Origin of the sequence: Paracoccus maritimus, assembly GCF_025195095.1 — a bacterium.
GTDB lineage: Bacteria > Pseudomonadota > Alphaproteobacteria > Rhodobacterales > Rhodobacteraceae > Paracoccus > Paracoccus maritimus.
The window spans coordinates 650,289-666,955 of sequence record NZ_JANAVZ010000001.1 but is presented as its reverse complement, the minus strand read 5'-3'; the positions used below and the strand labels follow the sequence as shown (position 1 = coordinate 666,955).

The following is a 16,667-nucleotide window of genomic DNA, read 5'->3' as shown; positions in this document are numbered from 1 at the left end:
CACGGAAATCACCAAAATACTTCGTGATCGCCGCCGTCAGCGTCGTCTTGCCGTGGTCAACGTGACCGATCGTCCCGATATTGACGTGCGGTTTCGTCCGTTCAAACTTTGCCTTTGCCATAACTGGCTCCTCTTCTTCTGACGGTGCGTGCAGGCACGCACCCTACGGGGGTTGGTAGGGTGCGCGGACCGCGCACCGCCCTTATGCGTATTTCTTCTGGATCTCGTCCGAGATGTTCTGCGGTACAGCCTCGTAATGCGAGAACTGCATCGTGAACACCGCGCGGCCCGACGACATGGAACGCAGGTTGTTGATGTAGCCGAACATGTTGGCCAGCGGAACGAACGAGTCGATGACATTCGCGTTGCCGCGGCTGTCCTGCCCGCGAACCATCCCGCGACGGCTGGTCAGATCGCCGATGATCGACCCCGTGTATTCCTCGGGCGTGACCACCTCGACCTTCATGATCGGCTCCAGCAGCTTGGCGCCGGCCTTGCGCAGCCCTTCACGCATTGCCGCGCGCGAGGCGATCTCGAAGGCCAGAACCGACGAGTCGACATCGTGGAAGGCACCGTCGATCAGGGCGACCTTGAAGTCGATCACGGGGAAGCCCGCCAGCGGGCCGGAATCCATCACCGACTTGATGCCCTTCTCGACGCCAGGAATATATTCCTTCGGCACCGCACCGCCCACGATCTTGCTTTCGAACGAGTAACCTTCGCCCGGCTCGGTCGGGGTGATGACCAGCTTGACGCGCGCGAACTGACCGGTACCGCCGGTCTGTTTCTTGTGCGTGTAGTCGATCTCGGCTTGCGACGAGATGGTCTCGCGATAGGCCACCTGAGGGGCGCCGATATTCGCCTCGACCTTGAACTCGCGCTTCATGCGGTCGACCAGGATGTCGAGGTGAAGTTCGCCCATGCCCTTCATGATCGTCTGGCCCGATTCCAGATCGGTCTCGACGCGGAAGGACGGATCCTCTGCCGCCAGACGCTGCAGGGCCAGACCCATCTTTTCCTGGTCGGCCTTCGACTTCGGCTCGACCGCGATCTCGATAACCGGATCGGGGAAGGTCATGGTCTCCAGGACGACCTGCTTGCTGGCATCGCACAGCGTATCACCGGTGGTGGTCTCTTTCAGACCGGCCAGCGCGATGATGTCGCCCGCGAATGCCTCGTCGATCTCTTCGCGGCTGATCGAGTGCATCATCATCATCCGGCCAATACGCTCGCGTTTGCCCTTGGTCGAGTTGATGATCGAGTCGCCCTTCTTCAGCACGCCCGAATAGATCCGGGTGAAGGTCAGCGAACCGACGAACGGGTCGTTCATGATCTTGAACGCCAGCGCAGAGAACGGCGCGGAATCGTCGGCAGGACGCTCGATGTTGCGCTCTTCGGTCTCGTCATCGGGGCTGAAGCCCTTCAGCACCGGCACGTCGATTGGCGCGGGCAGGAAGTCGATGACCGCGTTCAGCAGCGGCTGGACGCCCTTGTTCTTGAACGCCGAACCGGCAGCGACCGGGAAGAACGACAGCGACAGCGTGCCCTTGCGGATCAGCTGGCGCAGCGTATCTTCGTCAGGCTCGTTGCCTTCCAGATAGGCTTCCATCGCATCATCGTCCTGCTCGACGGCAAGCTCGATCATGTTGTTGCGCCATTCCTCGGCCTGATCCTTCAGTTCGTCGCGGATCGGCTGGCGGGTCCAGGACGCACCCAGATCCTCGCCGCGCCAAGTCCACTCTTCCATCTTGATCAGGTCGATGATGCCTTCCAGCTTGTCCTCGGCGCCGATCGGCAGGGCGATCGGGCACGGGGTGCCGCCGGTGCGGTCCTTGATCATCTTGACGCAGTTGAAAAAGTCCGCGCCGATCTTGTCCATCTTGTTGACGAACACGATCCGCGGAACCTTGTAACGGTCGGCCTGACGCCAGACCGTTTCGGTCTGCGGCTCCACGCCGGCATTGGCGTCCAGAAGGCAGATCGCGCCATCCAGAACGGCCAGCGAACGCTCCACCTCGATGGTGAAGTCGACGTGACCCGGCGTGTCGATGATGTTGAAGCGGTACTTGGTGTCCGACGTGCCGTCGGCAGTCGGGTCTTCCTGGCGCTGCCAGAACGTGGTGGTCGCGGCAGACGTGATCGTGATGCCGCGTTCCTGTTCCTGTTCCATCCAGTCCATGGTCGCGGCGCCGTCATGCACTTCGCCGATCTTGTGCGACTTGCCCGTGTAGAAAAGGATGCGCTCGGTCGTCGTCGTCTTGCCGGCATCGATGTGGGCCATGATGCCGAAGTTGCGATAACGCTGCAGCGGATAATCGCGTGCCATGGTCGGGATCCTTTCGCTTTACCAGCGGTAGTGGCTGAACGCCTTGTTGGCGTCGGCCATCTTGTGGGTGTCTTCGCGCTTCTTCACGGCGGTGCCGCGGCCGTTGACGGCGTCGGCCAGCTCGCCTGCAAGGCGCTCTTCCATCGTATTCTCGTTACGGTTCTTCGCGGCCGTGATCAGCCAGCGGATCGCCAGCGCCTCGCGGCGGACGGGGCGGACCTCGACGGGAACCTGGTAGGTGGCACCACCGACGCGGCGCGAACGCACTTCGACGGAAGGCTTCACGTTGTCCAGGGCTTCGTGGAAGACTTCGATCGGTTCGCGCTTGAGGCGGCCTTCGACGCGCTCCAGCGCGTTGTAGACGATTCGCTCTGCGGTCGATTTCTTGCCGTCAACCATCAGGTTGTTCATGAATTTGGTCAGCACGCGATCGCCATATTTGGCGTCGGGCAGGATTTCGCGCTTTTCAGCGGCGTGACGACGGGACATTGATGCCTCTCCTTATTTCGGACGCTTGGCGCCGTATTTCGAACGACGCTGACGACGATCCTTGACGCCCTGGGTATCCAGCACACCGCGCAGGATGTGGTAACGGACACCCGGAAGGTCTTTCACACGGCCGCCGCGGATCAGCACGACGCTGTGTTCCTGCAGGTTGTGCTTTTCGCCCGGAATGTAGGAGATGACCTCGAAGCCATTCGTCAGGCGGACCTTGGCCACCTTACGCATAGCGGAGTTCGGTTTCTTCGGCGTCGTGGTATAGACGCGCGTGCAGACGCCGCGCTTCTGCGGACATCCCTGAAGATGCATCGACTTGCTGCGCTGCACCCTGGGCTGCCGCGGTTTGCGGATCAGCTGTTGAATCGTCGGCATTCGGTTCCCCGTCTTGCTCTGTCAATACTCGCAGCCGACCGGCTGCGCCACTTCTCGACGGCATTCTGCGCGAATCGCAAAACGCCAAACCCATCCGGCCCCGAAAGGGGTGGATGGTCAAATTCCAGAGGATCGGGGCATTTTTGGCCCGGATCGTGACCACACAGGTTCTGGTCCCCGATGCGGTTTCCCGCCGGGTGTCGGGCGTATAGGGGGAATCGGATAGGGTGTCAACACAACCCGCGAATGCCGATGCCGCCCTGGCCGGTTCATCGAGACACCACATGGCCCCGGGGTCAAGACCGCTGCAACTGCGCTTCGCGCCAGATGGTGTATCCCCCTGCCCCGACGATCAGGATCGCGCCGATCCATGTCCAGGAATCCGGCCATTCCCCGAAGATCAGCAACCCGGCAACGATCGCAACCAGCAACGAGGTATAGCGGAACGGCGCGACATAGGAAATCTCGCCCACGCGCATGGCCGCGACCGCCGTCAGATATCCCAGCGTCAGGAACGCACCGCTGAGAACCAGCAGCGCAAGCTGCCGCACATCCGGCGCAACCCAGCCATCCCAGATCACCCCGACGAAGCCGGTGACCGCGACACTAAGCGCCGCATAGAACGCGATCGAGGCCGATCCGACATGCCGACCGAACAGTCGTGTCACCATGTCGCGCAGGACCATCAGCAGCATCGCCGCCAGCGCGACAAGGGCCCAGATGCCGAACGTCCCGCTGCCCGGGCGAAGGATCAGCATTACCCCGATCATGCCGACCACCACCGCCGAGGTGCGGCGCCAGCCCAACGGTTCGCCAAAGAACACGGCCGCGGCCAGCATGATCGCCAGGGGCAGCGACTGCATCACCGCCGCAAGGTCGCCGATTGCCATGGCACGCAGGGCATTCAGGAACAGGACCGTCGAGCCGACCTCGCCCAACACACGCCAGAACATCGGCCAGCGATCGCCGCGCGCCAGTCGCAACTGCAACCCGCCCTCGCGCCGTGCCAGAAACCACAGCACCACCACCATCGCGACGCCTCGCAGCGCGATGGCCTGATACAGAGGCATCGTCTGTGTCACGTATTTCATCACCGCGTCGTTGCAGCCATATCCCAGCATGGACAGGCACATCAGCACCGCACCGCGCAGGTTGTCGCCAGGCTGAAGCGGCTGGGTGGTGATCGAGGCCGGGCTGACCCGGCGAAAGGGCGATATCAGGGGCGCGCGCATGAAACACCGTGAGATTACCGGACATTCCTGCGATAGGGCCAGACGCGGTGACTTGAAAGCCCCTTGCCCGTCCGATGGGCAACGCGTCCCGCCACGACCATGACATGCTGGCCCGGGGATTTCAGACAAGAAAGGCCCGGCCGATATGGCCGGGCCTTTCTCAGTTCATGTCAGCGATCTCAGTCTTCGCTGTGCTCGTGCACATCCGCGACACTGCTTTCGGATGCCGGTTGATCCATCGCGGGTTCCGGCGCCGCCAGCGCGGCGGCAGCCTCGGCCTCGGCGCGGCGCGCCTCGATCACCTCGGCATCGCGTTCGCTGGCGATGCGGCGAACACGCGCGGTGGCCCCGCCGGTGCCTGCCGGGATCAGCCGGCCGACGATGACGTTTTCCTTCAGACCAACCAGCTTGTCGCGCTTGCCTTGAACGGCAGCCTCGGTCAGCACGCGCGTCGTTTCCTGGAACGAGGCGGCCGAGATGAAGCTGCGGGTCTGCAGCGACGCCTTGGTGATGCCCAGAAGCACCGGCTCGCCCGAGGCCGGGCGGCCCCCCTTGGCTTCGATCTTGGCGTTCTCCTCCTCGAACTCGTCGCGTTCGACATGCTCGCCCTTCAACAGCGTTGTATCGCCGCTGTCGATGATCTCGATCTTCTGCAGCATCTGGCGAACGATCACCTCGATGTGCTTGTCGTTGATCTTCACACCCTGCAGTCGATAGACATCCTGCACCTCGTCGATGAGGTAGTCGGCCAACGCCTCGATCCCCATGATCCGCAGAATGTCGTGCGGTGCCGGGTTGCCGTCCATAATGTAGTCACCCTTCTGCACGAAGTCGCCTTCCTGCACCGGGATGTGCTTGCCTTTCGGCACCATGTATTCGACGGGCTCCTGACCTTCCGCTGACGGCTCGATGGCGATGCGGCGCTTGTTCTTGTAGTCCTTTCCAAAGCGCACATAGCCGTCGATTTCGGCGATGATGGCGTGATCCTTCGGACGACGTGCCTCAAACAGTTCCGCCACGCGGGGCAGACCCCCGGTGATGTCCTTGGTCTTGGCACCCTCGCGCGGAATACGCGCGACGACGTCGCCCGGGCGGATGTCCTGACCGTCCTCGACCGACAGAATGGCATCGACCGACATCGGATAGCTGACCGGGTTGCCCTGATCGTTGCGCACCGGTTCGCCGTTGGCATCCATGATGATGATCTCGGGCTTGAGGTCGTTGCCCTTGGGCGCCGACCGCCAGTCCGTCACGATCTTCTGGGTCATGCCGGTTGCCTCGTCGGTCTCGTCGCGGACCGACAGGCCCGTGGCAAGATCGACGAACTTCGCCACGCCGCCCTTTTCGGCGATGATCGGCAGGGTATAGGGATCCCATTCGTACAGCTTGGCGCCGCGGATGACGCGGTCACCGTCCTTCACGAACAGCTTGCTGCCGTAGAACAACTTGTGACTGGCGCGTTCCTGCCCCTGATCATCCATGATCATCAGCTGCATGTTGCGCGACATGACCACCATCTCGCCGTTGGCATTTTCCAGCACGCTTTCGTTGCGGAACTGGACCGTGCCCTCGTGCGAGGCGGCCTGGAAGGACTGCTGACCACCCTGTGCGATGCCGCCGATGTGGAAGGTCCGCATCGTCAGCTGGGTGCCCGGCTCGCCGATCGACTGGGCGGCGATAATGCCCACCGCCTCGCCGATATTGACCAGCGTGCCGCGTGCCAAATCGCGACCATAGCATAGCGCGCAGACGCCATCCTCGGATTCGCAGGTCAGCGCCGAACGGATGCGGACGCTTTGCACGCCCGCCTGTTCGATCGCATCGGCCTTGCGTTCGTCGATCAGCTCGCCACCGCGAATGATGATCTCGTCCTCGCCGGGGACCAGCACATCCTCGGCCGCGGTGCGTCCCAGAATACGCTCGGACAGCGGGGCGATGACCTCACCATCGTTGACGGCGGCCGAGGCGGTGATGGCCTGCTCGGTTCCGCAATCATGTTCGCGGATGATGCAGTCCTGTGCCACGTCCACCAGACGACGGGTCAGATAGCCCGAGTTCGCGGTCTTCAACGCGGTATCCGACAGACCCTTCCGGGCACCGTGGGTCGAGTTGAAGTATTCAAGAACGGTCAGACCTTCCTTGAAGTTCGAGATGATCGGCGTCTCGATGATCTCGCCCGACGGCTTGGCCATCAGGCCGCGCATGCCACCCAGCTGCTTCATCTGGTTGACCGAACCCCGAGCACCCGAATGCGCCATCATATAGACGCTGTTCGGCTCCATCTCGGCGCCGCTCTCGTCCTTCTTGGTGGCCGAGATCGTCGACATCATGGCCTCGGTCACGCGGTCGTTGCATTTCGACCACGCGTCCACGACCTTGTTGTACTTTTCGCCCTGGGTGATGAGGCCGTCCAGATATTGCTGTTCGAACTCTTTCACCTGTTCCTGGACTTCGCCGACGATGTCCCACTTGTTGTCGGGAACGACCATGTCGTTCTTGCCGAAGCTGATGCCCGCGCGGAATGCCTCGCGGAAGCCAAGCGACATGATCTGGTCGCAGAAGATGACCGACTCTTTCTGACCGCAATAGCGATAGACGGTGTCGATGACGTTCTGGATGTCCTTCTTGCGCAGAAGGCGGTTGACCAGTTCGAACGGGGCCTTGGCATTCATCGGCAGCAGCGCGCCCAGGCGCACACGGCCCGGCGTCGTTTCAAACCGGCGGATGACCTCGTTTCCGTTCTCGTCGATCTGGCGAATGCGCGCCATGATCTTGGCGTGCAGATGCACCTCGCCCGCGGCCAGGGCATGTTCGACCTCTTCGATATTCGAGAAGGCCATGCCCTCGCCCTTCATGCCCTCGCGCATCATCGAGACATAATACAGGCCCAGAACCATGTCCTGCGACGGGACGATGATCGGCGCGCCGTTGGCGGGCGACAGAACGTTGTTCGTCGACATCATCAGGACGCGCGCTTCCAGCTGCGCTTCCAGCGACAGCGGGACGTGCACGGCCATCTGGTCGCCGTCGAAATCGGCGTTGAAGGCCGAACAGACCAGCGGGTGCAGCTGGATCGCCTTGCCCTCGATCAGGATCGGCTCGAATGCCTGGATGCCCAGACGGTGCAGCGTGGGCGCGCGGTTCAGCAGAACCGGATGCTCGCGGATGACTTCGTCCAGGATGTCCCAGACCTCGGGGCGTTCCTTCTCGACCAGCTTCTTGGCCTGCTTGACCGTGCTGGACAGGCCCTTCGCCTCAAGCCGCGAATAGATGAACGGCTTGAACAGCTCCAAAGCCATCTTCTTTGGCAGGCCGCACTGGTGCAGCTTCAGTTCCGGGCCGGTCACGATGACCGAACGGCCCGAAAAGTCGACCCGCTTGCCCAGAAGGTTCTGGCGGAAGCGACCCTGCTTGCCCTTAAGCATGTCCGACAGCGACTTGAGAGGGCGGCGGTTGTTCCCGGTGATGACGCGGCCTCGACGGCCGTTGTCGAACAGCGCATCGACCGATTCCTGCAGCATGCGCTTTTCGTTGCGCACGATGATGTCGGGCGCGCGCAGCTCGATCAGCCGCTTCAGACGGTTGTTCCTGTTGATCACGCGGCGGTACAGGTCGTTCAGGTCCGACGTGGCGAACCGGCCGCCGTCCAGCGGCACCAGCGGACGCAGTTCCGGCGGAATGACCGGAATTACGGTCAGGACCATCCATTCCGGACGGTTGCCGGATTCCAGAAACGACTCGACGATCTTCAGCCGCTTGATGATCTTCTTCGGCTTCAGTTCGCCCGTCGCCTCTTTCAGATCCTCGCGCAGCTGTTCAGCGGTCGCCGCCAGATCGATATTGGCGAGCATCGCGCGGATCGCCTCGGCGCCGATATCGGCGGTGAAGGCATCGGCGCCATAGCTGTCCTGCGCGTCCAGATATTCCTCTTCGCTCAGCAACTGGCCATAGGTCAGGTCGGTCAGGCCCGGCTCGATGACGACATAGTTCTCGAAGTAGAGGATGCGTTCCAGATCGCGCAGCGTCATGTCCAGCATCAGGCCGATGCGGGACGGCAGCGATTTCAGGAACCAGATATGCGCGACCGGCGCGGCCAGTTCGATATGGCCCATCCGCTCGCGGCGGACTTTCTGCAAGGTGACTTCGACGCCGCATTTCTCGCAGACCAGGCCGCGATACTTCATGCGCTTGTACTTGCCGCACAGGCATTCGTAGTCCTTGATCGGACCGAAGATGCGCGCGCAGAACAGGCCGTCACGTTCCGGCTTGAACGTGCGGTAGTTGATGGTTTCGGGCTTCTTCACCTCGCCGAAGGACCAGGCCAGAATTTCTTCCGGCGAGGCCAGCGAGATCTTGATTTCGTCGAACTGCCGCGGCGGGGCCAGCGGGTTCAGGGGGTTGGTGGCAAGTTCCTGGTTCATTTTCAAATCCTAATGAAGGGCACGGGGGTGGGGACGGGTGAGGGCCGCAGCCCTCACTCCTCTTCCTCCGCATCCAGGAGTTCCATGTTGAGGCCCAGACCCCGGACCTCCTTGACCAGCACGTTGAACGATTCCGGCACGCCGGCCTCGAAATTGTCCTCGCCCTTGACGATGGACTCGTAGACCTTGGTGCGGCCGGCGACGTCGTCCGATTTGACGGTCAGCATTTCCTGCAGGGTATAGGCGGCGCCATAGGCTTCCAGCGCCCAGACCTCCATCTCACCCAGACGCTGACCACCGAACTGCGCCTTACCACCCAACGGCTGCTGGGTCACAAGGCTGTACGGACCGGTCGAACGGGCATGCATCTTGTCATCGACAAGGTGGTGCAGCTTCAGGATGTATTTCATCCCGACGGTGACCTTGCGGGCGAATTGTTCGCCCGTGCGGCCATCGAACACCACCGACTGGCCCGACGTATCGAAGCCAGCGCGCGCCAGCGCGTCGTTGACATCGGCCTCTTTCGCGCCGTCGAAGACCGGCGTGGCGATCGGAACCCCGGTGCGCACGGTGTTCGCGTGCTCGACCAGAGTGTCGTCCTCCATGCCTTCGAAGGTCTCGGAATACAGCTGATCGCCGTAACCGATCTTCATCGCCTCGCGCACCGGGGTCATGTCGCCGTTGCGGCGATATTCTTCCAGCGCTTCGTCGATCTTGATGCCCAGACCGCGCGATGCCCAGCCCATATGGGTTTCAAGGATCTGGCCGACGTTCATCCGCGATGGCACGCCAAGCGGGTTCAGCACCAGATCGACCGGCGTACCGTCCGCCAGGAACGGCATATCCTCCATCGGCACGACCTTGGACACGACGCCCTTGTTGCCGTGACGACCGGCCATCTTGTCGCCCGCCTGCAGCTTGCGCTTCACGGCGACGAAGACCTTGACCATCTTCATCACGCCCGGCGGCAGATCGTCGCCCTGACGGACCTTCTCGACCTTGTCCTCGAAGCGGGCCTCAAGAGCCTTCTTCTGGGCGTCATACTGATGGTTCAGCGCCTCGACTTCCTTGGCGATGTCTTCTTCGCTGACAGCAAGCTGCCACCACTGGCCGCGGCTGAGGGTTCCCAGCAGATCCTCGGTGATCTCGGAGTTCGCCTTGACACCTTTCGGTCCCTTGACGGCGGTCTTGCCCATGATCAGCGATTTCAGACGCGCATAGATGTTACGGTCCAGAATCGCCTGCTCGTCGTCGCGGTCGCGCGCCAGACGCTCGACTTCCTCGCGCTCGATCTGCAGGGCGCGTTCGTCCTTGTCCACACCGTGGCGGTTGAACACGCGGACTTCGACGATCGTGCCATAGGCCCCCGGCGGCAGACGCAAGGACGTGTCGCGGACGTCGCTGGCCTTTTCACCGAAGATGGCGCGCAGAAGCTTTTCTTCCGGCGTCATCGGGCTTTCGCCCTTCGGGGTGATCTTGCCGACCAGGATATCGCCCGGTCCGACCTCGGCGCCGATATAGACGATGCCTGCCTCGTCGAGGTTGCGAAGCGCTTCTTCACCGACGTTCGGGATGTCGCGGGTGATTTCCTCGGGCCCCAGCTTGGTGTCGCGGGCCGCCACTTCGTATTCGTCGATATGGATCGAGGTGAACACGTCGTCGCGGTGGATCCGTTCGGAGATCAGGATCGAGTCTTCGTAGTTGTAGCCGTTCCACGGCATGAACGCGACGACCACGTTCCGGCCGATGGCCAGCTCGCCCTGATCGGTCGACGGACCGTCCGCGATGACCTGACCGCCTTCGACTTTCTCGCCCACCTTGACCAGCGGACGCTGGTTGATGGTCGAGGACTGGTTCGAGCGCTTGAACTTGCGCAGACGATAGATATCCACGCCCGCATCGCCGGCCTCGAGGTTCTCAGTGGCGCGCACGACGATACGCTGCGCATCGACCTGGTCGATGACGCCGCCCCGACGCGCGGTGATCGCGGCGCCGGAATCGCGTGCCACGACGGCCTCCATGCCGGTGCCGACGAAGGGCGCCTCGGCGCGCAGCAGCGGCACGGCCTGACGCTGCATGTTCGAGCCCATCAGCGCGCGGTTGGCGTCGTCGTTTTCAAGGAACGGGATCAGTGCCGCGGCGACCGAAACCAGCTGCTTCGGCGAAACGTCGATCAGATCGACGGCATCGACCGGGTTCAGCATGAAGTCGCCCGACTGGCGGGTCGAAATCAGTTCGTCCACGAAGTTGCCGTCCGCATCCAGCGTCGCGTTCGCCTGCGCCACGGTGTGACGCATTTCCTCGGTCGCGGACATGTAGACCACGTCGTCGGTGACACGGCCGCTTTCGACCTTGCGATACGGAGTCTCGATGAAGCCGTACTTGTTCACCCGCGCGAAGGTCGCGAGGCTGTTGATCAGACCGATGTTCTGACCTTCCGGCGTCTCGATCGGGCACATCCGGCCATAGTGGGTCGGGTGAACGTCGCGAACCTCGAAGCCTGCGCGTTCGCGCGTCAGACCGCCCGGCCCAAGGGCCGAAAGGCGCCGCTTATGCGTCACTTCGGACAGCGGGTTGGTCTGGTCCATGAACTGCGACAGCTGACTGCTGCCGAAGAATTCACGGACGGCTGCCGCTGCGGGTTTCGCGTTGATCAGGTCCTGCGGCATCACCGTGTCGATCTCGACACCGGACATGCGCTCGCGGATCGCGCGCTCCATGCGCAGCAGACCGATGCGGTACTGATTTTCCATCAGTTCGCCGACCGAACGCACACGACGGTTGCCCAAGTGGTCGATATCGTCGATCTCGCCCTTGCCGTCGCGCAGCTCCACCAGTCCGCGCACGCAGGCCACGATATCTTCGTGGCGAAGGGTGCGCTGGGTGTCCGGTGCGTCAAGGTTCAGACGCATGTTCATCTTCACCCGACCGACCGCGGACAGGTCATACCGCTCGCTGTCGAAGAACAGGCTGTTGAACAGCGTGCTGGCAGCCTCGACGGTGGGCGGCTCGCCGGGGCGCATGACGCGATAGATGTCCATCAGCGCCTGATCGCGGTTCATGTTCTTGTCCGCCGCCATCGTGTTGCGGATATACGGACCGACATTGACGTGATCGATGTCCAGAACCGGAATATCGGTGACATCGTTGTCCAGCAGCACCTTCAAAAGGCCGCCCGACAGATCGCCCTGCTTGTCATATTCCGCAGTGATCTCATCGCCGGCCTCGGCGTAGATCAAGCCGGTTTCCTCGTTGATGATATCCTTGGAGACAAAGCGACCGATGATACGCTCGAACGGAACCAGCAGGCTGACCTGCTCGCCCGAATCCAGCAACTGCTTGACTAGGCGCGGCGTTACCTTGTCGCCCGCTTTGGTGATCACCTCGCCGGTATCGGCATTCACAAGATCGTAGGCCGGGCGCGTGCCCCGAACGCGCTCGGGGAAGAAGCGCGTCACCCAGCCCTGACTGCGGCCGTCCTTGCGCAGCGTGTAATCGACGGTCTCGTAGAAGGCATCCATGATACCTTCCTGATCCATGCCAAGCGCATAAAGCAGGGTCGTCACCGGCAGTTTCCGGCGGCGGTCGATGCGCGCGAAGACCAGATCCTTGGCGTCGAATTCGAAGTCCAGCCAGCTGCCGCGATAGGGGATGATCCGGCAGGCGAACAGCAGCTTCCCCGAGGAATGGGTCTTGCCCCGGTCATGGTCGAAGAACACGCCGGGCGAACGGTGCATTTGGGAAACGACGACGCGCTCGGTCCCGTTCACGATGAACGTGCCGTTGGTGGTCATCAGGGGCATGTCGCCCATGAAGACATCCTGTTCCTTGATGTCCTTGACCGATTTCGCGCCGGTGTTTTCATCGACATCGAACACGATCAGACGCAGCGTCACCTTCAACGGTGCCGCATAGGTCATGTCACGCTGCTGACATTCCTCGACATCGTATTTCGGGCGTTCCAGGTCGTACTTGACGAATTCCAGCGTCGCGGTCTCGTTGAAATCCTTGATCGGAAAGACCGACTGGAACACGCCCTGAATGCCGTCGCCATCGTTGTGGCCGGTGCCTTCGCCCGAGTTCAGGAACAGATCGTAAGAGGATTTCTGAACCTCGATGAGGTTCGGCATCTCCAGCACTTCGCGAATATTGCCGTAATAGCGCCGGATGCGCTTCTGGCCGACATAGGATTGCGCCATGGGGTCTTGTCACCTTTCGTCTTCGCGCGCGATCCGGGTCGGGGCCCCCGGATGCGGCCTACGAATGCAGGGGTGAGGTTCCATTCGTGCCGCGCGTCCCACCGCGTGGCTCCCGAACCTCGAACATGCCCTGAAGGAAGGTCTGCGACGGATCGTCCAAATCGCCCTTCAAGACAGATTCGGCAGGGACCGGGAAAGCCCGGACCCTGCCACATTCATCCAGCAAGAAAGCCGATTACTTCAGCTCGACCTTGGCGCCAGCCGCTTCGAGCTTTTTCTTGATTTCTTCGGCTTCGTCCTTGTTGGCGCCTTCCTTGACCTTGCCACCAGCTTCGACCAGGTCCTTGGCTTCTTTCAGGCCCAGACCGGTGATGCCGCGCACTTCCTTGATCACGTTGATCTTGCTGGCACCGGCCTCGACCAGAACGACGTCGAATTCGGTCTTCTCTTCGGCAGCTTCTTCAGCGCCAGCAGCCGGACCGGCCATCATGACGGCGCCACCGGCAGCCGGCTCGATGCCGTATTCGTCTTTCAGGATGGTTTTCAGTTCTTGGGCTTCCAGCAGGGTCAGGCCCACGATTTCTTCGGCGAGTTTCTTCAGATCAGCCATTTTTCCGTTCTTTCCAGTTAGTGTTCCAACGTCGGGTATTCAACCACCAGTCGGGAAAGGGTTGCGTCAAGCAGCCTCGCGCTCTTCCAGAGTGCTGAGGATGCCCGCGATGTTGCTTGCAGGCGCGCCGATCGCACCGGCGATGTTGGAAGCAGGGGCGCCGATGCAGGACACGATCGAAGCAATAAGCTCGTCACGCGACGGCATGGCGGCCACGGCTTTCACACCGGCCGGATCCAGCGCCGAGTCGCCCATGGCACCGCCCAGGATCACGAATTTCTCGTTCCCCTTGGCGTATTCCTGGCAGACCTTGGCCGCAGCCACAGGGTCTTCCGAGAAGGACAACACGGTCATGCCCGTCAGGTAGTCGGCGATGCTTGCGCAAGGCTTACCTTCCAGGGCGATCTTGGCGAGCTTGTTCTTGGCAACACGCACCGCACCACCTGCTTCGCGCATCTTCGCTCGCAGGTCCTGCATTTGCGCAACCGTCATTCCCTCGTAGTGGGCAACCACCACGACGCCAGAGCTTTCAAAGATCTGGCCGAGTTCATCGACCACCTGTTCTTTTTGTGCTCTATCCACGGTTTCACTCCAATATGGGGGTTTCCCCCCGGCTCTCACTTTGTTCCGGCCCCGAGGGACCGGATCGGGTCCGTGAGGGACAAGATCGCCCGAAGGTTCAACCTTCGGAAAAATGCTTGTTCCCATCTCAGGAAGGACATTAAGCCTTGGTCCTTGCGGACCGCGGCACCCTCCGTCTCGGACAGGACGGGGCGGCGTTTCGGCAGCCCCGTCATTCCCGGCTTACAGGCCGGGAAATTCCTTAATTGGCGGTCGCCGAAGCGACGTCCACCGAAACGCCCGGCCCCATGGTCGAGCTGATGGAGACCTTTTTCATGTAGGTCCCTTTCGCGCCCGAGGGCTTGGCCTTCTGTACCGCGTCCACGAAGGCACGCAGGTTCTGAGCCAGCTTGTCTTCGTCGAAGCTGACCTTGCCGATGCCGGCATGGACAACGCCCGCCTTCTCGGCCTTGAACTGAACCTCACCACCCTTGGCGGCCTTGACGGCATTCGCGACATCCATCGTCACCGTGCCGACCTTGGGGTTCGGCATCAGGTTGCGCGGGCCCAGAATCTTGCCCAGACGGCCGACCAGCGGCATCATGTCCGGCGTCGCGATGCAACGGTCGAACTCGATCTTGCCTGACTGGATCGTTTCCATCAGGTCCTCGGCGCCGACGATGTCCGCACCCGCTGCCTTGGCTTCGTCAGCCTTGGGACCACGGGCGAACACGGCCACGCGCACATCCTTGCCGGTGCCGGCGGGCAGCGTCACGACGCCGCGGACCATCTGGTCAGCGTGACGCGGATCGACACCCAGGTTCAGCGCGATCTCGATGGTTTCGTCGAACTTGGCCGAGGCCGAGCCCTTGACCAGCTTGACGGCATCCTCGACGCTGACGTTGGTCTTGCCTTCAAAGGCGGCGCGGGCCGCGGCTTTTTTCTTCGCAATCTTCGCCATGGCTTAGCCTTTCACCTCGATACCGATCGAACGGGCCGAACCCAGAATGATCTTCATCGCCTGATCGACGTCATTGGCGGAAAGATCCGTCATCTTCGACTCGGCGATCTCGCGCACCTGCTTGACGGTCACATAGCCAGCGGTCGCGCGACCGGGCTTTTCCGAACCCTTGGCGCGGTTGCGCTTGCCCACCGGCTTCAGGCCGGCTGCTTTCTTCAGCAGGAAGGACGCCGGCGGCGTCTTCGTCTCGAAGGTGAACGACTTGTCGGCGTAGTAGGTGATCACGACCGGAACGGGGGAACCCTGCTCCATCTCCTGCGTCTTGGCGTTGAACGCCTTGCAGAATTCCATGATGTTGATACCGCGCTGACCCAGTGCGGGGCCAACGGGGGGCGACGGGTTCGCCTGACCCGCCTTGATTTGCAGCTTCAGCTGCCCGACGACTTTCTTGGCCATGTGGCCTTCTCCTTATCATCACGCCCCTGCCCTTGACCGGACTTGCGGGGCCGACTTAGCGGTACGGCCCGTATCCCCGAAGGGACCGGCGCCTCCCGCAACCAATCACGCGGTCTTGGCGACCTGCGTGAATTCCAGTTCGACCGGGGTCGGCCGGCCGAAGATCGAAACGGTGACCTTGATCCGCGACGCCGCTTCGTCAACCTCTTCGACCATGCCCGAAAAGCCCTCGAAGGGGCCATCGGTCACATTCACCTTCTCGCCCACGTCAAAGCGGATCAGGTTGCGCGGTGCAGCCTCGTCGCCATCGCCGGTGCGGTGAAGGATGGTGTTCACCTCTTCGTCACGCATGGGCATGGGCTTGCCCTGCGATCCGAGAAAGCCGGTGACCCGGTTGATCGAGTTCACCAGATGATAGGTCCGATCCGACATGTCCATGTGGACCAGCACATAGCCGGGCATGAAACGACGCTCGGACGTCACCTTCTTGCCGCGGCGGATCTCGATGACCTCCTCGGTCGGGACCAGCACCTCGTCGATCTGCTCTTCAAGGCCCTTCTCGGATGCCGCCTGACGAATCGCCTCGGCGACCTTCTTCTCGAAGTTCGACAGGACGCTGACCGAATACCAACGCTTTGCCATGTCTCGATCGACCCCTGTTCGTCTTTCGGGAATCACCTGCACATGCCGGCAACCCCTTGAATTCAAATGCGCCCGGCAAAATTGAAATCGGCGCGCATGCGGATTCGATGCACGCCGTCAACCGGACAGTCGTGGGCAGATACCGCCACGCGCCCGGAATTGCAAGCCCGGATCAGCCGCTGATGAACTTCAACCCTTCGGTCAGGCCGAAGCGGATCACCAGATCCACCAGAAAGAAGAAAATACTGGTCAGCGCGGCCATGATGAAGACCATGATCGTGGTCGTGATGACCTCGCGGCGGGTGGGCCAGGTGATCTTGGCGGCCTCGGCGCGGACCTGGTTGATGAACTGGACAGGATTGGTGGCCACTTGCGGCTCCTCGCGG

13 protein-coding genes are annotated in these 16,667 nt (G+C 62.0%); all 13 read right to left on the bottom strand.

What is annotated here, in order from left to right; all coding sequences use genetic code 11:
• Window positions 1-121, bottom strand: a 121-nt coding sequence (locus MU516_RS03105) for a GTP-binding protein (RefSeq protein WP_246954716.1), incomplete at its 3' end; no start/stop codon positions are given.
• A gap of 81 nt (window positions 122-202) precedes the next feature.
• Complete coding sequence (fusA, locus tag MU516_RS03100; RefSeq protein WP_260275710.1) at window positions 203-2,326, bottom strand: elongation factor G; 2,124 nt, start codon at window positions 2,324-2,326, stop codon at window positions 203-205.
• 18 nt (window positions 2,327-2,344) lie between these two features.
• Window positions 2,345-2,815: a 30S ribosomal protein S7 gene (gene rpsG, locus MU516_RS03095; RefSeq protein WP_209059673.1), complete on the bottom strand. Its 471-nt coding sequence runs from the start codon at window positions 2,813-2,815 to the stop codon at window positions 2,345-2,347.
• Window positions 2,816-2,827: 12 nt separating this feature from the next.
• Complete coding sequence (gene rpsL, locus MU516_RS03090; RefSeq protein ID WP_042252808.1) at window positions 2,828-3,199, bottom strand: 30S ribosomal protein S12; 372 nt, start codon at window positions 3,197-3,199, stop codon at window positions 2,828-2,830.
• Window positions 3,200-3,495: 296 nt separating this feature from the next.
• Window positions 3,496-4,431: a DMT family transporter gene (locus MU516_RS03085; RefSeq protein ID WP_260275709.1), complete on the bottom strand. Its 936-nt coding sequence runs from the start codon at window positions 4,429-4,431 to the stop codon at window positions 3,496-3,498.
• Window positions 4,432-4,610: 179 nt separating this feature from the next.
• Entirely contained in the window at window positions 4,611-8,852 is a 4,242-nt protein-coding gene (gene rpoC, locus MU516_RS03080; protein WP_260275708.1) for a DNA-directed RNA polymerase subunit beta', read from the bottom strand.
• 53 nt (window positions 8,853-8,905) lie between these two features.
• The gene (rpoB, locus tag MU516_RS03075; protein WP_260275707.1) at window positions 8,906-13,051 is read right to left on the bottom strand and encodes a DNA-directed RNA polymerase subunit beta; all 4,146 of its coding nucleotides are present in this window, start codon (window positions 13,049-13,051) and stop codon (window positions 8,906-8,908) included.
• Window positions 13,052-13,286: 235 nt separating this feature from the next.
• The gene (gene rplL / locus MU516_RS03070) at window positions 13,287-13,661 is read right to left on the bottom strand and encodes a 50S ribosomal protein L7/L12 (RefSeq protein WP_209059686.1); all 375 of its coding nucleotides are present in this window, start codon (window positions 13,659-13,661) and stop codon (window positions 13,287-13,289) included.
• A gap of 66 nt (window positions 13,662-13,727) precedes the next feature.
• Entirely contained in the window at window positions 13,728-14,243 is a 516-nt protein-coding gene (rplJ, locus tag MU516_RS03065; RefSeq protein ID WP_260275706.1) for a 50S ribosomal protein L10, read from the bottom strand.
• A gap of 241 nt (window positions 14,244-14,484) precedes the next feature.
• On the bottom strand, window positions 14,485-15,183 hold the full coding sequence (gene rplA, locus MU516_RS03060) for a 50S ribosomal protein L1 (protein ID WP_260275705.1): 699 nt from the start codon (window positions 15,181-15,183) through the stop codon (window positions 14,485-14,487).
• Between the two features lie 3 nt (window positions 15,184-15,186).
• The gene (rplK, locus tag MU516_RS03055; protein ID WP_209059707.1) at window positions 15,187-15,639 is read right to left on the bottom strand and encodes a 50S ribosomal protein L11; all 453 of its coding nucleotides are present in this window, start codon (window positions 15,637-15,639) and stop codon (window positions 15,187-15,189) included.
• Window positions 15,640-15,744: 105 nt separating this feature from the next.
• Window positions 15,745-16,281, bottom strand: a complete 537-nt coding sequence (gene nusG, locus MU516_RS03050; RefSeq protein WP_260275704.1) for a transcription termination/antitermination protein NusG — start codon at window positions 16,279-16,281, stop codon at window positions 15,745-15,747.
• A 172-nt stretch (window positions 16,282-16,453) separates the two neighbouring features.
• Window positions 16,454-16,651, bottom strand: coding sequence for a preprotein translocase subunit SecE (secE, locus tag MU516_RS03045; RefSeq protein ID WP_209059710.1), 198 nt, complete (start codon window positions 16,649-16,651; stop codon window positions 16,454-16,456).
• Between the last annotated feature and the right edge of the window lie 16 nt (window positions 16,652-16,667).

What these genes read in the sequence shown, in the direction of transcription:
- fusA (WP_260275710.1), bottom strand. Translation starts at nt 2,326, where the DNA reads ATGGCACGCGATTATCCGCTGCAGCGTTATCGCAACTTCGGCATCATG.
- rpsG (WP_209059673.1), bottom strand. Translation starts at nt 2,815, where the DNA reads ATGTCCCGTCGTCACGCCGCTGAAAAGCGCGAAATCCTGCCCGACGCC.
- rpsL (WP_042252808.1), bottom strand. Translation starts at nt 3,199, where the DNA reads ATGCCGACGATTCAACAGCTGATCCGCAAACCGCGGCAGCCCAGGGTG.
- MU516_RS03085 (WP_260275709.1), bottom strand. Translation starts at nt 4,431, where the DNA reads ATGCGCGCGCCCCTGATATCGCCCTTTCGCCGGGTCAGCCCGGCCTCG.
- rpoC (WP_260275708.1), bottom strand. Translation starts at nt 8,852, where the DNA reads ATGAACCAGGAACTTGCCACCAACCCCCTGAACCCGCTGGCCCCGCCG.
- rpoB (WP_260275707.1), bottom strand. Translation starts at nt 13,051, where the DNA reads ATGGCGCAATCCTATGTCGGCCAGAAGCGCATCCGGCGCTATTACGGC.
- rplL (WP_209059686.1), bottom strand. Translation starts at nt 13,661, where the DNA reads ATGGCTGATCTGAAGAAACTCGCCGAAGAAATCGTGGGCCTGACCCTG.
- rplA (WP_260275705.1), bottom strand. Translation starts at nt 15,183, where the DNA reads ATGGCGAAGATTGCGAAGAAAAAAGCCGCGGCCCGCGCCGCCTTTGAA.
- rplK (WP_209059707.1), bottom strand. Translation starts at nt 15,639, where the DNA reads ATGGCCAAGAAAGTCGTCGGGCAGCTGAAGCTGCAAATCAAGGCGGGT.
- nusG (WP_260275704.1), bottom strand. Translation starts at nt 16,281, where the DNA reads ATGGCAAAGCGTTGGTATTCGGTCAGCGTCCTGTCGAACTTCGAGAAG.